The organism is Bradyrhizobium sp. IC4060 (assembly GCF_020193715.1).
GTDB classification, from domain to species: domain Bacteria; phylum Pseudomonadota; class Alphaproteobacteria; order Rhizobiales; family Xanthobacteraceae; genus Bradyrhizobium; species Bradyrhizobium yuanmingense.
Window position 1 is genome coordinate 199,403 of the sequence record NZ_JADYVJ010000010.1, and the last position, 15,157, is coordinate 214,559.

Genomic DNA, 15,157 nt, shown 5'->3' on the forward strand with positions numbered 1-15,157 from the left:
CAAGCGTGCCTTCCTTGACACCCCTCCCCGCTCCGCCCACAACCGGCGGCAACCGAGGGAGGGACGCATGTTCAACGATCTGTTCTCGCTCAAAGGCCGCATCGCGCTGGTAACCGGCGGCTCGCGCGGCATCGGAAAGATGATCGCGGCGGGATTTCTCAGCGCCGGCGCGGCAAAGGTCTACATCACCGCGCGCAAGGCCGGACCGTGCGAGGCCACCGCGAAGGAGCTCAGCGCGCAATATGACGGGGAATGCATCGCGCTGCCGATCGACATCTCGACCGTTGCCGGCGCCGAGCTGCTGGCCAGCGAGTTCGGGAAACGCGAGTCCCGGCTCGACATCCTCGTCAACAATGCGGGCGCCGCCTGGGGCGCGGAGTTCGACGAATTTCCGGAGAACGGCTGGGACAAGGTGATGAACCTCAACGTCAAGGCGCCGTTCTTCCTGACCAAGGCGTTGGCGCCGACGCTGCGCACGTCAGCGAGCGCGGAACGGCCGGCGAAGGTGATCAACATCGCCTCGATCGACGGCATCTTCGTCAATCCCGGCGAGACCTATTCCTATGCCGCGAGCAAGGCCGGGCTGATTCATCTGACGCGGCGCATGGCGGTGAAGCTCATCCCGGACCACATCGTGGTCACCGCAATCGCGCCGGGCCCGTTCAAGTCAGACATGAACCGCGCCGCGCGCGACCACGCCGACGAGGTCGCAACGCGCGTCCCCGTGGGCCGCATCGGCACCGACGAGGACATGGCGGGCGCTGCGATCTACCTCGCCTCCCGCGCCGGCGATTACGTGGTGGGAGCGACCATCGCGGTGGATGGCGGCATCGTCTATGCGAACCCGGGGATCAAGGGCAGCGGGTGGGACAGCTGAGTGCACGAGTAGTGAGGTAGCGAATGGCGAATAGCATCTGTTGCACTATTCGCCACTCGCCATTCGCCTATCTCACGACTCGATCTTCACATACTCGAAATCGCCCGGCTTGTTGTCGATGCCGACCTTGGGCGGCGAGATCCAGGAGGCGAACTGGCCGATCTCGGTGACGGGCTGCATCAGGGAGGTGATGAAGTCGCCGTCGCTGGCCGACGGCAGCCATTCGTCCTTGCGCTTGGCCCAGGTGGCATCGTCGATCAGGATGCCGTCGGGCGTCGCGTGCACGTCCTTGAACTCGCCGATGTGGCGGTGGAAGGCGACGTTGGGCAGCGTCAGCTTGAAGTCGTAGCCGGCGGTCGAGATTACCTTGTTCCAGCGCAGCATGCCCTTGACGCAATCCTGGCTGTAATCGTCGCGCAGGCGCATGTTGAGCGCGGTCAGCGCCGGCTCGTCGACCAGCTTGACTTCGCCGTTGATCAGCTTGAGCACCGGATAGGTCGAATTCTTGAGCTGGTGATCGTCGTCGATCTGGGTCTCGTGGTAGCGGCCCTTGATGCCGGCGTTGAACGCGTTGGCCGCGTTGGTCGAGACTTCCGAGCCGAACAGGTCGAGCGACAGCGTGTAATGCAGGTTCAGCTTCTTCTGGATGGTCGGAAGATCGATGACGCCGAGCGCGCGGACCTTCGCGATGTCGGTGGGGTCGGTGATGCCGGCCGCGCGCATCGCATCGCAGGTGCGCTGCACGACGCGGGTAATGCCGGTCTCGCCGACGAACATGTGGTGCGCTTCCTCCGTCAGCATGAAGCGGCAGGTGCGCGACAGGGGGTCGAAGCCGGACTGCGCGAGCGAGTGCAGCTGCATCTTGCCGTCGCGGTCGGTGAAATAGGTGAACATGAAGAAGGACAGCCAGTCCGGCGTTGCTTCGTTGAACGCGCCCAGCATGCGCGGCGCGTCGGCATCGCCGGAGCGGCGGCGCAAGAGATCGTCGGCCTCCTCACGGCCGTCGCGGCCGAAATATTTCTGGAGCAGATAGACCATCGCCCAGAGGTGACGGCCTTCCTCGACATTGACCTGGAACAGATTGCGCATGTCGTAGAGCGAGGGCGCGGTCTTGCCGAGATGGCGCTGCTGCTCGACCGAGGCCGGCTCGGTGTCGCCCTGGATCACGATCAGGCGGCGCAGCATGGCGCGGTGCTCGCCCGGCACTTCCTGCCAGGCCGGCTCGCCATAATGCTCGCCGAACGGCACGACGCGGTTCTCTTCCTGCGGCGCAAGCAGAATGCCCCAGCGATACTCGGGCATGCGGACATAGTCGAACTTGGCCCAGCCGCGCGGATCGACGGAGTAGGCGGTGCGCAAATAGACCAGGGATTCCTGGAAGCCCTCGGGGCCCATGTCGCTCCACCAGTCCATGTAGCCGGGGTGCCAGCCCTCCAGCGCTTTGAGCACCTGGCGGTCTTCGGCGAGGTTGACGTTATTGGGAATCTTGGTCGAGTAGTCGACGTTCATGATGTTCATGTTCATGGGGACCTCCCGTGTGGGACTAGCTCGTTTGAAGGGGCGAATGGCGAATGGCGAGTAGCGAATGGGCATTCCCTATTCGCCATTCGCCACTCCCTACTCGCTAGACTCGCGTCATATCGAATTTCGGCTTCTGGCCGCTGCCGTAGCGGCGCAGCGCGCCTTCTTCGCCGACGGCGTTCGGGCGCTGGAAGATCCAGTTCTGCCACGCCGTGAGGCGCGCGAAGATCTTCGATTCCATCGTCTCGGGGCCGACGAAGCGCAGGCTCGCTTCCATGCCGGTGAGGCTGTCGGGCGAGAAGGTGGCGCGCTCCTCAAGGAATACGCGGACCTCGTCGTCCCAGTCGATGTCGTCGAGCGCGAAGGTAACGAGGCCGAGCTCTTCGGCCTGCTCCGCATCGAGGCTGGTGCCGAGCGTTGCTTCCGCGCGCTCCAGATCGGACGGATCGGCCTGGAAGCGCGACTCCAGCCGTGTCAGGCCGTGGCTCATCGGATAGGGGCCGAAATTCATGGCGGACAGCTCGATCGACGGCGGCGGACGATTGTCGCCCTGGCGCGTGCCGATCAGCATGTAGGAGCGGTCGGCGGCGAAGACGAGCTCGGCGAGCGTGCCGGCAAAGCAGGAGCCGGGCTCGACCAGCGTCACCAGCGTGCGCGAGGTGACGTCGACGCGCTTGAGCACGCGCTTCCAGTAGTGCCTGATCTCGTTGACGAGCCAATGCGCCTTGTTGGCTTCGAGGAAGGCGTCGGCCGCGAGCACATGGGCGCGGTCGCCGTGGCTCTTGAAGACGAGCATCGCGATCTCGAGCTCGTTGATGCGTAAGTGAAGGATGGCGTCGTCGAGCTCGCGCGCCACTTGCAGCGGCCAGAACGAGGCGCCTTGCGCCATCATGCCGTCGATGTCGGCGGGCGGCGCGGTCTCCGGCGCCTTGATCGAGATGGTGGCGATGCGCGCTGTGCGATCGATATCGACGGTGACGAAGCCGTAGCGGATGCTGTTCTCGTCGATCAGGCGCCTGAGCGGCGTCAGCGCGATGCCCTTGCCGCTGCCCTTGCGCTTCGATTGGCCTGCGAATTCCTTGGCGCGCTCGGCGATCTTGGCCTCGAGCTTGGAGTTCGGCGCGATCTCGTCGACGAGGCGCCATTGCACGGCGCGCTTGCCCTTCACGCCTTCCTCGATGGTGCAGAAGACATCGGCGTGATCGCGCCGCACCTTGCGCTTGTCGACCACCCGCGTCAGACCGCCGGTGCCCGGCAGCACCGCGAGCAGCGGCACTTCGGGCAGCGCGACGGCGGACGAGCCGTCGTCGGCGAGGATGATGTGATCGGTCGCGAGCGCGAGCTCATAGCCGCCGCCGGCGGCGGAGCCGTTCACGACCGTGATGAAGCGCTGGCCGGAATTCTCCGACGAATCTTCCATGCCGTTGCGGGTTTCGTTGGTGAACTTGCAAAAGTTCACCTTGTGGGCATGGGTCGAGCCCGCGAGCATGCGGATGTTGGCGCCAGCGCAGAACACGCGGTTCTTGGCCGAGCGCAGCACCACGACCTTCACCTCGGGATGCTCGAAGCGCAGGCGCTGGATCGCGTCGGCGAGCTCAATGTCGACGCCAAGGTCGTAGGAATTGAGCTTGAGCTGGTAGCCCTCGAACAGGCCGCCATTCTCGTCGACGTCCATGGTCAACGTTGCGACGTCACCGTCGACCGCGAGCTTCCAATGCTTGTAGCGGGACGGTTCGGTCTGGAAATCGATGAATGTCGCGCCGCCTGCGAGGCGCCGATCTTCCCCGGCCATGAGCCACCCTTAAGCTTGGTTATGCATTTGGAGCGTTAGATGCACAATAGTGCATCTAGTTAGGTTAGTCTAGCCCGAATCGCGACCTCATATGCACTTTGCTTCATCTAGGCGCGCATGGGTTTCATGCAGCCTGAAGCCCCGGATCGTCCCGCAAGGCGGCCTTTGCAAACTGCATGATGGCATCGAGCGTCGGCCCCGCGGCCTCGCGATGCGGGGAATGCGCCGCGCCGGCAATGATTTTCAGGTCGACCGGGCAGTAACATTCTTCCTGCGCGATCTCCGCCTGGCGCAGCGTCCCATATTGGTCGTCTGCGCCCTGCACGATCATCACGGGCACGCGGATGTAGGCGAGGTATTCGGAGATATCCCAATCGCGGAAATCCGGATCGAGCCAGGCGTCGTTCCAGCCGTAGAAGGCGTTGTCGACGTCCTTGTGCCAGCGCGCGAGCTTTGTCTTGAGGTCCGTGGTCTCGAACGTCGTCTTGATCGCGGCGATGGATTTGATCGAGATGTCCTCGACGATGAAATGCGGCGCGATCAGCACGAGCCCATTGAGGCGATGATCCTGATGGGCCCCGGCATAGATGGTGGCGATCGAGGCACCATCGGAATGGCCGAGCAGGAGGCCGCGCTTGAAGCCGATCATGTCGAGCAGCTTCGGCAACACGTCCAGCGCCTCGCGATGCATGTAGTCGAGCGGCCGCGGCAGTGCGACCGGGCTGGACTGGCCGTAGCCTGCGCGCGAATAGGCGAAGATGCCCGCGCCCGTGGCCTGCTGCAGCTTCTCTGGGAAATCACCCCAGAGGCCGACGGAGCCGAGGCCTTCGTGCAGCATCACGATGGTGGGCGCGTCGGGGACTAGCGGCGCGAACCATCTGTATTCGAGGCTGGCGGTACCAATGTCGAGGAAGCCGGTGGGGGTGAGATTGGTCATGGTCGAATTCCCATTCCTAGCCAATGCCGAAATGCCCACCCTCCCTGGAGGGGGAGGGTCGATTCACAGCGAGCGCAGCGAGATCTGAATCGGGGCGGGGTGACAGGCTCTCCGGAGAGGCAGTGCCCGTGTGGAGAGATCACCCCACCCCGCCACGCGTCTCGCTACGCTCGATCGCGTGCCGACTCTCCCCCTCCAGGGGAGGGTAAGCGAGCGCGTTCGCCGCCTGCTCACTCAATGCGCGCCCTCGCGCAACTTGAAGCGCTGGATCTTGCCCGTCGCCGTCTTCGGCAAGGACTCCACCACATCGATCCAGCGCGGATATTTCCAGGGGCCGATCTTCTGCTTGACGTGCTCCTTGAGCATCTCCTGCAAATCCGTCGTCTTGGCGCCGGGGCGCAGCACGACGAAGGCTTTCGGCTTCAGGAGGCCTTCCGGATCGGCCTCAGGCACGACTGCAGCTTCCAGCACGGCCGGATGCGTGATCAGCGCGCTCTCCACTTCGAACGGCGAGACCCAGATGCCGGAGACCTTGAACATGTCGTCGGCGCGGCCGCAGAAGGTGTAGCGGCCCTCGGCGTCACGAATGTATTTGTCGCCGGTGCGGGTCCACGGCCCCTCGAAGGTGCGGCGGCTCTTGTGACGCTGGTTCCAGTAGCCCTCGCCGGCCGAGGGCGCATCGACCAGCAGCTCGCCGACCTCGCCGTCGGCGACGTCCTGCCCGGCCTCGTTGACGAGCCGCACCGCATAGCCGGGCACCGGCTTGCCGGACGAGCCGTATTTGATGTCGCCGGGCGCGTTCGACAGAAAAATGTGCAACAGCTCGGTCGAGCCGACGCCGTCGAGAATGTCGACACCGAACCGTGCCTTCCAGCTGTGGCCGACGGATTCCGGCAGCGCCTCGCCGGCGGAGGTGCAGATGCGCAAAGCCTTGCCGCCGCGCTCGCTCTTCATGGTCTCGTCGTTGAGCATCGCCGCGAACAAGGTCGGCACGCCATAGAAGATCGAGGGATTGTAGCGGTTCATCAGGTCGAACATGCGCGCCGGCGTCGGACGCTCGCTGTTGAGGATCACGCTGGCACCGACAGACATTGGAAAGGTCAGCGCATTGCCGAGGCCATAGGCGAAGAACAATTTCGCCGCGGAGAGACACACATCGCTCTCACGGATGCCGAGCACCTGCTTGGCATAGGTGTCGGCAGTGGCCTGCAAATTGGAATGGATATGACGCACGCCCTTCGGCATACCCGTCGACCCCGACGAATAGAGCCAGAACGCCGGCTCGTCCGGATGCGTCGCGGCGGTGGTGAACTGGTCGCTCTCGCCGGCAATTTCCTCGGCGAGCTGCTTGTGGCCGTTCAGCTTGGTGCCGGAGACCACGACATGCTCGAGATCCGGCATGCGGCCGACGACGTCCTTGATGACGGGGTAGAGCGCTTCGGACACGAACAGCACGCGCGCGCGGCAGTCGGCGAGGATGTAGGCGTATTGGTCCGCGGTCAGCAGCGTGTTGAGCGGCACCGGCACGATGCCGGCGCGGATCGCGCCCAGGAACACGATCGGGAAATCGATTGTATCCAGCATGATCATCGCCACGCGCTCCTCGCGGCGGACGCCGAGCCGGCGCAGCATGTTGGCGGCGCGCCGGGTCTGTTGCTGGAGCTCGCCATAGGTGAGTCGCGAGACGGTGTCGTCGAAGGCGAGCTTACTGCCCCTGCCCTCCCTGACGTTACGGTCGAGCAGCCAGGTCACCGCGTTATAGGATCCCTCGCTCACGGACATCTCCCCGGAATTTAGAATTATAATTCATAGAAAGACACCACGGCGGCTTGCTGTCAATGCCAGCAGGCACTATGTTTCATTAAAACGCGCCGCAGGACCACTGTAAAGAAGACTCATGACCGAAAGTCCCGACGCCGAATCCCGCTTCCTCGAACAACTCGGCCAGCGTGTGCGCACCATGCGCGCGCTGCGCGGCATGTCGCGCAAAGTACTCGCCAAGGTGTCGGGAATTTCGGAGCGCTACATCGCGCAGCTCGAGAGCGGCAAGGGCAATGTCTCGATCGTGCTGCTGCGCCGCGTCTCCGACGCGATGGGCGCCCATCTCGAAGATTTGCTGCCCAGCGCCGATCCGACCCCGGACTGGCAGGTGTTTCGCGACCTCCTGCGCAAGGCGACGCCCGCGCAGATTGCTCAGGCCAAGGATCTGCTCGCCGGCGGCAGCGCAACCGCGCCCCGGCGCGCGCCGTTCTGCGGGATCGCGCTGATCGGCCTGCGCGGCGCCGGCAAGTCCACACTTGGGCGGATGCTGGCGAAGAGGATCGGCTGGAGTTTCGTCGAGCTCAACAAGGAGGTCGAGCAGCAGAACGGGCTCTCGGTCGCCGAGATCATCGCGCTGTACGGCCAGGAAGGCTTTCGCCGCATGGAGCAGGCGGCACTGCAACAGCTGCTCGCGCGCAACGAGCTGATGGTGCTGGCAACCGGCGGCGGAATCGTCTCCGAGCCCCTGACCTTCGACCAGGTCCTCTCCTCGTTCTACACGATCTGGCTGAAGGCCGAGCCCGAGGAGCACATGGCGCGCGTGCGTCGCCAGGGCGATCTACGCCCGATGGCTGATGATCGCTCGGCGATGACGGAGCTGCGCAACATCCTGCTCAGCCGCGAGCCGTTGTATTCGCGCGCGACCGCGGTGGTGGATACCGCCGGCCTCTCCGTCGATGCCGCCGCCGCACGCCTGATCGATGCGGTGCGGCCGGTGCTGCAGAACGAAGCCCGCAGCTTCGGCCTGCGCAGCGTGGCGCTGTAGCGATGACGTCCACCGACGTCGCCACCTCCATGTTCGAGCGGATCGGCGGCAGCGCCACGATCGACGCCCTCGTCGACCGCTTCTACGACCGCATGGACACGCTGCCGGAGGCGAAGATCATCCGCGCCATGCATGCGGACGACCTTGGCCTGATCAGGGACGTGCTGAAGCGCTATCTCACCGAATGGACCGGTGGCCCGCGGCTCTATACACCCGAGAAAGGTCATCCGCGGCTGCGCCAGCGCCATTTCGGCTTCGCCATTGGGGACGCCGAGCGCGACGCCTGGATGCTCTGCATGCGCGGCGCGCTGGAGGAGACGATCACCGACGCCGCCGCGCGCCAGGATCTCGACAAGGCGATAGCGGGCCTGGCCGACTGGATGCGCAACCGGCCGTGACGGGGCGGCAGCGCTTCGGCGCAATTCGACGGCCACGCACCGGGTCATTTGAGTTCCGCTGCGATCGCCTGCTAAGCTCCAGGCATGACCGACATGCTCTGCGACACCATACGCATGGAGCGCGAAGTGACGGAGCGTTAGCGCGTGATGGACGCACCTCCCGATGTCATCCGTCGACCGCCCTCGCCGCGTCTTGCGCGGCTGATCTCCAGCATTTCCTTCTACCGCGAGCGCGGGATCGGCTTGGCCGCCTTCCGCCACGCCGCGCCGCTTGCACTGCCTCTGCTGGTGAATTTGGGAACGCCCTTCCGCATTGCGCTCGGACACCGACCGGACACCGCCGATGCGCGGCCGAGTTTCGCAGCGGGTCTGTTTCCCGGGCCGGTCGTGATCGAATCCGACGGGCGCGCCGAATGCGTTCAGGTCGATTTCACGCCGCTCGGGGCGTATCGCTTCTTCGGAGGCGCCGTGCCCGATCTGACCGCGCGGATCGTCGGGCTCGACGACATTCTGGGACGGCACGGCAGGGAGCTCCGCGCCAGGGTGGCCGAGGCGGCCGGCTGGCAGCGACGATTCGAGATCGTCGAAGACTTCGTGCTTCGCCGCGCCGTACACGAGCCCTCGCCTGAGGTCGCCTTCGCGCTGGAGACGCTGTGGCGAGGCGCGGGCGCGGTCAGGATCGCCGACATTGCCTCCGACATCGGCTGGAGCCGCAAGCATCTCACACGCCGCTTCCACCGCGAGATCGGCGCTCCGCCAAAGACGCTGGCCCAGATGCTGCGCTTTCATCGCGCTTGCGTCCTGGCCCGGACGGATGGCGCAGGCGGCTGGGCGGCCATTGCCGCGGACGCCGGCTATGCCGACCAGGCACATCTTGCTCGCGATTTCCGGATGTTCAGCGGAGAGACGCCGACCGGATGGGCCGCGCGGCTCGATGTCGTCGATTCACGCCTGATGCGGGACGGCGGGGGCTAGCGCCAAAACAGCGGCAAGACGGCGCGAGGCACGGTCAGGTCCCATTTGTTCAAGCCGGCCGCCATGATCCGAACTAGGGTCGGCTTCGCAACAAGCTTGCACCGAACCTGGAGAGTGTCATGAACCAGCCGAACGGCTACGAAGCGCCGCGCCTCTACCACACCATGCGCTGTAGGGATGCCGAGGCGATGATCGCCTGGCTGAAGAACGTTCTCGGCTTCACCGAACGGGTGGTGTACCGCAAGGAGGGCACGGTCGTTCACGCCGAGCTGGCGTTCGGATCGTCGATCCTCATGCTGGGCGCGCATCGCGACGACGCCTACGGCAAATTGGTTGGCGACATCGGCGGCCGGCGGACGGATGCCGTCTATCTGGCCGTGGAGGATCCCGACGCGCTCTTTCAAAAGGTGAAAGCCGCCGGGGCGCAGATCGAGATGGAGCCCTACACGACCGATTATGGCAGCCGCGATTTCGCCGCACGCGATCCGGAGGGCGGGCTCTGGAGCTTCGGCACCTATTGGCCCAAGGTCGGCGAGCAGCCGCTCGCGGGATAGCGGGCGCTCGCGTCAAATACTGCTCCGCGGCCGAACGGTCTTGCTCGCTAGACCGACCAGTAATGCGGATGCGGGTAGGGCCGCGAGCGGTCGCCCCAGTCGAACGCGTCGCCATCGAACTCGCACGGGCCGCTGCTGAGTTCGTCCAGCGTCTGCTCGGTCTGAAACGCCTGCCGTGCTGGATCGTATTTCAGCGCGCTCCACTGCAGCGGATAATGGTGACGCGTACCGAGCAGCCCGCCGGTCTTGATCACAGCATAGGCAACCGTTCCGCTCATCTTGTCGAGCATCAACCGCTCGATCGTGCCGAGCTTCGTGCCGTCGCGTCCGTAGACGGCGACGTGCTCCACGCGATCACTGGGAACCATGGTGTGGTTCATGGTGTCCTCCCTGTTCTCTTGTGTTCACGATATTATAGCACCGGTTTCGCGGCGGCGGGAGCAGCTACAACTGCTGTAAGCGGCCCGCCCCGGCCACCAGAGCGTCACTTCAGCCGAATCGTGTCGACGCGACGGCACTGGACGCAATGATAAACGTGCTCCGCAGGCAGCGTGACTATTCCAGGTAGTGTCGCCAGGAACTTCATTGGCCGCCTGCATTTTGAGCAGATGAGGATCGGCGGATCGTCTTGGCGATCGGAACTCATACAATAACCGGGGCTGAGGCGCCCGCACGTTACTGCCGCGCTGCGGGCGCTTCATCCCGGGAGAACTACCGGCCTTGATCGGAATCCGATCGGCCCCGCTCGGCGCGCTGCTTCACGCCCGCGTGAGGCGACTTCTTCCGGACTGTTGCGACGACATCGCGCCGCCCCCGGACGAAGCCATTTTCCTCACCCGGCGAAAAACGCCGGAAAGGCAGGCGGTCTAGATTCTCTGCATTGATCAACAACGGAGTTCGGTCATGTGGGGTCAACTTTTCAGCCTGATCTATCGCCTGTCCTGCCGGACCACCCTGATCGAGATCGGCACGCACCGCCTCGCGCGCTAAGCCCATGAAGTCCACGGGAATTGGGTAAGATCGATTGACCAGATGACGGGGATTACCATGCGCAAGCTGATCCTGATCGCAGCGATGTCGCTGCTCGCAAGCCAGGCCCATGCCGGAGGCTCGCGGAGCCTCAGCCTGGCGGCCAGCAATGCAAGCCAGCAGGCGGAACAGCCGGCCACCGCGACGCCTGCTCCGGCGCAGACGCCTCAAGCCCCTTCAACAACGAATGTGCCGACGGCGACGACCGCACCAGCTGCACCGACGGCGCCTGCCGCGGCAATTCCGGCCGCCACAACGTCCCCCCGGCCCGCAACGGCGTCGACGACCGAAACAGCCAAGCCGAAGCGCCGGCAGCCGTCCACCGAGGCGCGCGTGATCCGCGAGCTGCATCGGCATGGGATCTATTGGTGAGCGATCGCGTCTATCTCTTCCGTCATTGCGACGCGGCTGGAGCGGGGCTCAGATTCCCAGATATTTGTGCTGCAGATCCGGCGCGGCCATCAGCTCGTCGGAGGTGCCGCTCCACACCGTCTTGCCGCGCTCGATGATGTAGTGGCGATCGCAGATGCGGGCGAGATGGTCGACGTTCTTGTCGACGACCAGGATCGACTGTCCGCGGCTCTTGAGTAGCGACAGGCAATTCCAGATCTCCTGCCGGATCAGCGGCGCGAGGCCTTCGGTCGCCTCGTCCAGGATCAGGAGCTTTGGATTCGTCATCAGCGCGCGGCCGATCGCGAGCATCTGCTGCTCGCCGCCGGAAAGCTGGTTGCCCATGTTGGACGCGCGTTCGGCGAGGCGCGGAAACATCACGTAGATCGCGGCGAGCGTCCAGGGATTATCGCTGTTGAAGCGATCCGCCGCGGCCGCGACCAGGTTTTCGCGCACGGTGAGGTTCGGAAAGATCTGCCGGCCCTCGGGCACGAGACCAACACCGAGTTTCGCAATCCGGTAGGACGGAAGCTGCCGCACCTCCGCGCCCGCGAAGCGAATGGTGCCCGCGCGCGCCGGCGTCAGGCCCATGATGGAGCGGATGGTGGTGGTCTTGCCCATGCCGTTGCGGCCCATCAGCGAGACCATCTCGCCCGGCTTGATCGACAGCGACAGGCCGAACAGCACCTGGGACAGGCCGTAGCAGGTCTCGATGCCGTCGACCTCGAGCAGCGTGTCAGCCATGATGCGTCACCACATGCTGATCGCCGAGATAGGCGCGCTTGACGTCCTCATTGGCCCGGATCGCGGCCGGGTCGCCGGAGGCGATGACGCGGCCATAGACCAGCACCGTGATGCGGTCGGCCAGCGCGAACACCGCCGGCATGTCGTGCTCGACCAGCACGATCGAGACCTCTTTCCGCAGCTCCTGGAGCAGCTTCACCATGCGCTGGGATTCGGTCACGCCGAGGCCGGCCATCGGCTCGTCGAGTAGCAACAGCTTCGGCTTACTTGCGAGCGCGACTGCGAGCTCCAGCTCGCGGCGTTCGCCGTGGCTGAGCCTGGAGACCACGATATCGGCGCGATGGCCGAGGCCGACGCGATCGAGCGCCGCCTGGGCGGCATCGCGCAGACCCTTCTCTTTCCGCGCATTGGCGAAGAATCGGAACGAGGTGCCGGCATGCGCCTGCGCCGCCAGCGCGACATTGTCCGCGGCGGTGAAGTCGAGCAGCAGCGAGGTGATCTGGAACGAACGCGCCAGGCCCAACGCGCAGCGGCGATAGGCCGGCAGATAGGTGATGTCGCGCCCCGCCAGCGAGACGCTGCCGGAATGCGGTTCGAGATGCCCGGTGAGCTGGCTAATCAGCGTGGTCTTGCCGGCGCCGTTCGGGCCGATGATGGCGTGCAGCTCGCCGGATGCGACGTCGAGCGAGACGTTGTCGGTCGCGATGATTCCGCCGAAGCGGCGCACCAGCTTTTCGACGCGGAGCAAGGGTTCAGCCACGGCCAGCCCTCCCGAGTGCGCCCATGATGCCGCCGCGGCCGAACAGGACGATGAGCAGCAGCAGCGGGCCCAGGATCAGCGCCCAATATTCGGTGATCTGCGACAGCAGTTCTTCCAGCAGCAGGAACACCACCGCACCCATGACCGGGCCGAACAGCGTGCCCATGCCGCCCAGGATCACCATCACCATGAGGTCGCCGGAACGGGTCCAGTACATCACGGCCGGGCTTACGAAATCGGTGTTGTTGGCGAGCAGCGCGCCGGCAAGGCCGCACATCGTGCCTGATATGACGAAGCAGACCAGTTGGTAACGCTTGGCCGGGAAGCCGATGGCCTGCATGCGCTGCTCGTTGGAACGCAGGCCCTGCACGACAAGACCGAAGCGCGAGTTGACGATGCGCCATATCAGGAGCATGACGCCGAAAAGGCAGGCGAGGCAGAGATAATAGAACTGCGTGCGGTTGCCGAGATCGATCAGGCCCGAGAAGTCGCTGCGCGTGTAGATGGTCAGGCCGTCGTCGCCGCCGTAACGAGCCAGGCCCGAGGCGACATAGTAGGCCATCTGAGCGAAGGCCAGCGTGATCATGATGAAGTAGACGCCACGGGTGCGCAGCGACAGCGCGCCGATCACCAGCGCATAGATCGCCGACGCCGCAATCGCGACGGGAAACTGGATGAAGCCGGACCCAACGCCTTCCTGCGCGAGCATGCCGACGGCATAGCCGCCGATGCCGAGATACGCGGCATGGCCAAAGCTCATCAGGCCCGCAAATCCCATGATGAGGTTGAGGCTCGCAGCCGCCAGCGCCAGGATGATGATGCGGGTGAACAGCGTCAGGATGAAGACGTTGCCGGTCAGCTGCGAATAGAGCGGCAGCAGCACGAGGCCCGCCAGCATCAGGGCCGTGACGGCCTTGCTCACGCTCAAACCCTTCATCGACGATTGGCCGGAAACAGCCCCTCCGGCCGCACCACCAGCACGATCGCCATCAGCAGATAGATCAGCATGGAGGACAGCGCGGGCGCGGCGGTGGATGCGGCGGCGCCGCTCAGCACCTGGCGGAGCAGGTTCGGAAGGAAGGCGCGGCCGAGCGTGTCGATCATGCCGACGAAGATCGCGGCGAGGAAAGCGCCGCGGATCGAACCGATGCCGCCGATCACGATGATGACGAAAGCGAGGATCAGGATGTTCTCGCCCATGCCGATCTGCACGGTCAGGATCGGCGCCTGCATCAGCCCGGCAAGGCCCGCGAGTGCGGCGCCCAGGCCGAACACCAGCGTGTAGAGCAGCTTGATGTTGATGCCGAGCGCGCCGATCATCTCGCGGTTGGATGCGCCGGCCCGGATCAGCATGCCGATGCGGGTGCGCATCACGCCGAGATAGAGCAGCAGCGCGACCAGCAGCGCTACCCCAATGATGGCGAGGCGATAGGCGGGATAGTGAATGCCGGGCAGGATCGGCACCGGCACGGTGAGCCAGGCCGGCAGCGGCAACGCCAGGCCCGCCGGGCCCCAGATCAGCCGCACGGCTTCGTTGAAGAACAGGATCAGGCCGAAGGTCGCGAGCACGTGGTCGAGATGGTCGCGGCCATAGAGATGCCGCAGCGCGCTCACCTCCAGCACGATGCCGAGCACGAGCGTCGCGCCCAACGCCATCAGCGCGCCGAGCAGGAAGCTGCCGGTCCAGGCCGCGAAGGTGGCGGCGAAATAGGCGCCCATCATATAGAGCGAGCCGTGCGCGAGGTTGACGAGATCCATGATCCCGAACACCAGCGTCAGGCCTGCGGCGAGCAGGAACAGCAGCAGACCGAACTGCAACCCATTCAAGAATTGTTCGACGACGAGCAGCATCAGGACTCTTTCAGGCGCATACAGACGCGCGCCGATGTTCGAACACTGTCGCCATCAGTGAAAGAGCTCCCCCTGCCTCTTCAAGGCCGAAAAATGGGTAATGGCAGTATCGTTCCGAGGCAAGAGCGATTCGACATCAAACATGCACTTTGTTGCATCTCGGCACGTGCGGCCGGGACGCGCCCCGCAATGCAAAAAGGCTGCCGCGCGGCATGAGGCAACCTGCCGCAGCGAAACGGCATCACCCTCTCACCGGCTGGCGGTGAGAGGGTACGATCGTCGTAAAATCGAGCAGGGCTGCGTCTAGTGCGACGTCATCTGCCGGGGGAGCTCGTCCGGCTCGGCGAGAACGCTGTTGGCCGTCGACGCCTCCAGGGCCGCCATCCGAAACAGATAAGCGAGCGTCGTCAATCCGGTGTCCTCCGCCATTTGCGCCAGTTCGAGCGCCATGTCGGACATGTAGCCGAGATCCTCGTCTTTCATTTGCGCCATGATCTGGCTGTCCCGCATCACGTTCGACATC

Annotated in this window: 16 protein-coding genes; 6 read left to right on the plus strand and 10 right to left on the minus strand. The window is 64.8% G+C overall.

Going from position 1 to position 15,157, the window contains the following annotated elements; genetic code table 11:
• Positions 1–67: 67 nt before the first annotated feature.
• Positions 68–877, plus strand: coding sequence for an SDR family oxidoreductase (locus I6F16_RS27950; RefSeq protein ID WP_225113441.1), 810 nt, complete (start codon positions 68–70; stop codon positions 875–877).
• A gap of 72 nt (positions 878–949) precedes the next feature.
• Here I6F16_RS27950 and boxB read toward each other — a convergent pair whose 3' ends face one another.
• From boxB to I6F16_RS27970, 4 genes are all read right to left on the minus strand, one after another.
• Positions 950–2,401, minus strand: coding sequence for a benzoyl-CoA 2,3-epoxidase subunit BoxB (boxB, locus tag I6F16_RS27955; protein WP_128266003.1), 1,452 nt, complete (start codon positions 2,399–2,401; stop codon positions 950–952).
• Between the two features lie 100 nt (positions 2,402–2,501).
• Positions 2,502–4,190 (minus strand): 2,3-epoxybenzoyl-CoA dihydrolase, encoded by a 1,689-nt coding sequence (gene boxC / locus I6F16_RS27960; RefSeq protein ID WP_225113440.1) that lies wholly within the window; start codon positions 4,188–4,190, stop codon positions 2,502–2,504.
• Positions 4,191–4,314: 124 nt separating this feature from the next.
• Positions 4,315–5,127 (minus strand): alpha/beta hydrolase, encoded by an 813-nt coding sequence (locus I6F16_RS27965; protein WP_225113439.1) that lies wholly within the window; start codon positions 5,125–5,127, stop codon positions 4,315–4,317.
• 234 nt (positions 5,128–5,361) lie between these two features.
• Entirely contained in the window at positions 5,362–6,903 is a 1,542-nt protein-coding gene (locus tag I6F16_RS27970; RefSeq protein ID WP_225113438.1) for a benzoate-CoA ligase family protein, read from the minus strand.
• Between the two features lie 121 nt (positions 6,904–7,024).
• Here I6F16_RS27970 and I6F16_RS27975 point away from each other — a divergent pair, with 121 nt between their 5' ends.
• The 4 genes from I6F16_RS27975 (at position 7,025) to I6F16_RS27990 (ending at position 9,860) form a co-directional block, all read left to right on the plus strand.
• On the plus strand, positions 7,025–7,933 hold the full coding sequence (locus I6F16_RS27975; protein WP_036001723.1) for a helix-turn-helix transcriptional regulator: 909 nt from the start codon (positions 7,025–7,027) through the stop codon (positions 7,931–7,933).
• A 2-nt stretch (positions 7,934–7,935) separates the two neighbouring features.
• Positions 7,936–8,331, plus strand: a complete 396-nt coding sequence (locus tag I6F16_RS27980; protein WP_057028463.1) for a group II truncated hemoglobin — start codon at positions 7,936–7,938, stop codon at positions 8,329–8,331.
• Positions 8,332–8,574: 243 nt separating this feature from the next.
• On the plus strand, positions 8,575–9,306 hold the full coding sequence (locus I6F16_RS27985; RefSeq protein WP_225113437.1) for a helix-turn-helix domain-containing protein: 732 nt from the start codon (positions 8,575–8,577) through the stop codon (positions 9,304–9,306).
• A 119-nt stretch (positions 9,307–9,425) separates the two neighbouring features.
• Positions 9,426–9,860 carry a VOC family protein gene (locus I6F16_RS27990; protein ID WP_225113436.1) on the plus strand — a complete coding sequence of 145 codons (435 nt, stop codon included), beginning with the start codon at positions 9,426–9,428 and terminating at the stop codon, positions 9,858–9,860.
• Positions 9,861–9,907: 47 nt separating this feature from the next.
• On the opposite strand, the gene I6F16_RS27995 is transcribed toward I6F16_RS27990, so the two are convergent.
• Entirely contained in the window at positions 9,908–10,240 is a 333-nt protein-coding gene (locus I6F16_RS27995; RefSeq protein WP_036001758.1) for a PRC-barrel domain-containing protein, read from the minus strand.
• Positions 10,241–10,907: 667 nt separating this feature from the next.
• On the opposite strand from I6F16_RS27995, the gene I6F16_RS28000 reads away from it, so the two are divergent.
• Positions 10,908–11,261, plus strand: coding sequence for a hypothetical protein (locus I6F16_RS28000; RefSeq protein ID WP_225113488.1), 354 nt, complete (start codon positions 10,908–10,910; stop codon positions 11,259–11,261).
• Between the two features lie 48 nt (positions 11,262–11,309).
• Here the strand turns inward: I6F16_RS28000 and I6F16_RS28005 are convergent, their stop codons facing one another.
• From I6F16_RS28005 to I6F16_RS28025, 5 genes are all read right to left on the minus strand, one after another.
• On the minus strand, positions 11,310–12,023 hold the full coding sequence (locus I6F16_RS28005) for an ABC transporter ATP-binding protein (RefSeq protein WP_036001768.1): 714 nt from the start codon (positions 12,021–12,023) through the stop codon (positions 11,310–11,312).
• Positions 12,016–12,783, minus strand: coding sequence for an ABC transporter ATP-binding protein (locus tag I6F16_RS28010; protein WP_036001772.1), 768 nt, complete (start codon positions 12,781–12,783; stop codon positions 12,016–12,018). The genes I6F16_RS28005 and I6F16_RS28010 overlap by 8 nt, the downstream gene beginning before the upstream one ends.
• Positions 12,776–13,720: a branched-chain amino acid ABC transporter permease gene (locus tag I6F16_RS28015; protein WP_036001776.1), complete on the minus strand. Its 945-nt coding sequence runs from the start codon at positions 13,718–13,720 to the stop codon at positions 12,776–12,778. Before I6F16_RS28015 ends, I6F16_RS28010 begins: the two co-directional genes overlap by 8 nt.
• On the minus strand, positions 13,717–14,634 hold the full coding sequence (locus tag I6F16_RS28020; protein WP_036001780.1) for a branched-chain amino acid ABC transporter permease: 918 nt from the start codon (positions 14,632–14,634) through the stop codon (positions 13,717–13,719). Before I6F16_RS28020 ends, I6F16_RS28015 begins: the two co-directional genes overlap by 4 nt.
• Positions 14,635–14,937: 303 nt before the next feature.
• A complete protein-coding gene (locus tag I6F16_RS28025; protein ID WP_036001783.1) occupies positions 14,938–15,156 on the minus strand; it encodes a hypothetical protein in 219 nt (72 codons plus the stop codon).
• Position 15,157 lies beyond the last annotated feature (1 nt).

What these genes read in the sequence shown, in the direction of transcription:
- I6F16_RS28015 (WP_036001776.1), bottom strand. Translation starts at nt 13,720, where the DNA reads ATGAAGGGTTTGAGCGTGAGCAAGGCCGTCACGGCCCTGATGCTGGCG.
- boxB (WP_128266003.1), bottom strand. Translation starts at nt 2,401, where the DNA reads ATGAACATGAACATCATGAACGTCGACTACTCGACCAAGATTCCCAAT.
- I6F16_RS27990 (WP_225113436.1), top strand. Translation starts at nt 9,426, where the DNA reads ATGAACCAGCCGAACGGCTACGAAGCGCCGCGCCTCTACCACACCATG.
- I6F16_RS28025 (WP_036001783.1), bottom strand. Translation starts at nt 15,156, where the DNA reads ATGTCGAACGTGATGCGGGACAGCCAGATCATGGCGCAAATGAAAGAC.
- I6F16_RS27965 (WP_225113439.1), bottom strand. Translation starts at nt 5,127, where the DNA reads ATGACCAATCTCACCCCCACCGGCTTCCTCGACATTGGTACCGCCAGC.
- I6F16_RS28005 (WP_036001768.1), bottom strand. Translation starts at nt 12,023, where the DNA reads ATGGCTGACACGCTGCTCGAGGTCGACGGCATCGAGACCTGCTACGGC.
- I6F16_RS27950 (WP_225113441.1), top strand. Translation starts at nt 68, where the DNA reads ATGTTCAACGATCTGTTCTCGCTCAAAGGCCGCATCGCGCTGGTAACC.
- boxC (WP_225113440.1), bottom strand. Translation starts at nt 4,190, where the DNA reads ATGGCCGGGGAAGATCGGCGCCTCGCAGGCGGCGCGACATTCATCGAT.
- I6F16_RS28000 (WP_225113488.1), top strand. Translation starts at nt 10,908, where the DNA reads ATGCGCAAGCTGATCCTGATCGCAGCGATGTCGCTGCTCGCAAGCCAG.
- I6F16_RS28020 (WP_036001780.1), bottom strand. Translation starts at nt 14,634, where the DNA reads ATGCTGCTCGTCGTCGAACAATTCTTGAATGGGTTGCAGTTCGGTCTG.
- I6F16_RS27980 (WP_057028463.1), top strand. Translation starts at nt 7,936, where the DNA reads ATGACGTCCACCGACGTCGCCACCTCCATGTTCGAGCGGATCGGCGGC.
- I6F16_RS27995 (WP_036001758.1), bottom strand. Translation starts at nt 10,240, where the DNA reads ATGAACCACACCATGGTTCCCAGTGATCGCGTGGAGCACGTCGCCGTC.
- I6F16_RS27975 (WP_036001723.1), top strand. Translation starts at nt 7,025, where the DNA reads ATGACCGAAAGTCCCGACGCCGAATCCCGCTTCCTCGAACAACTCGGC.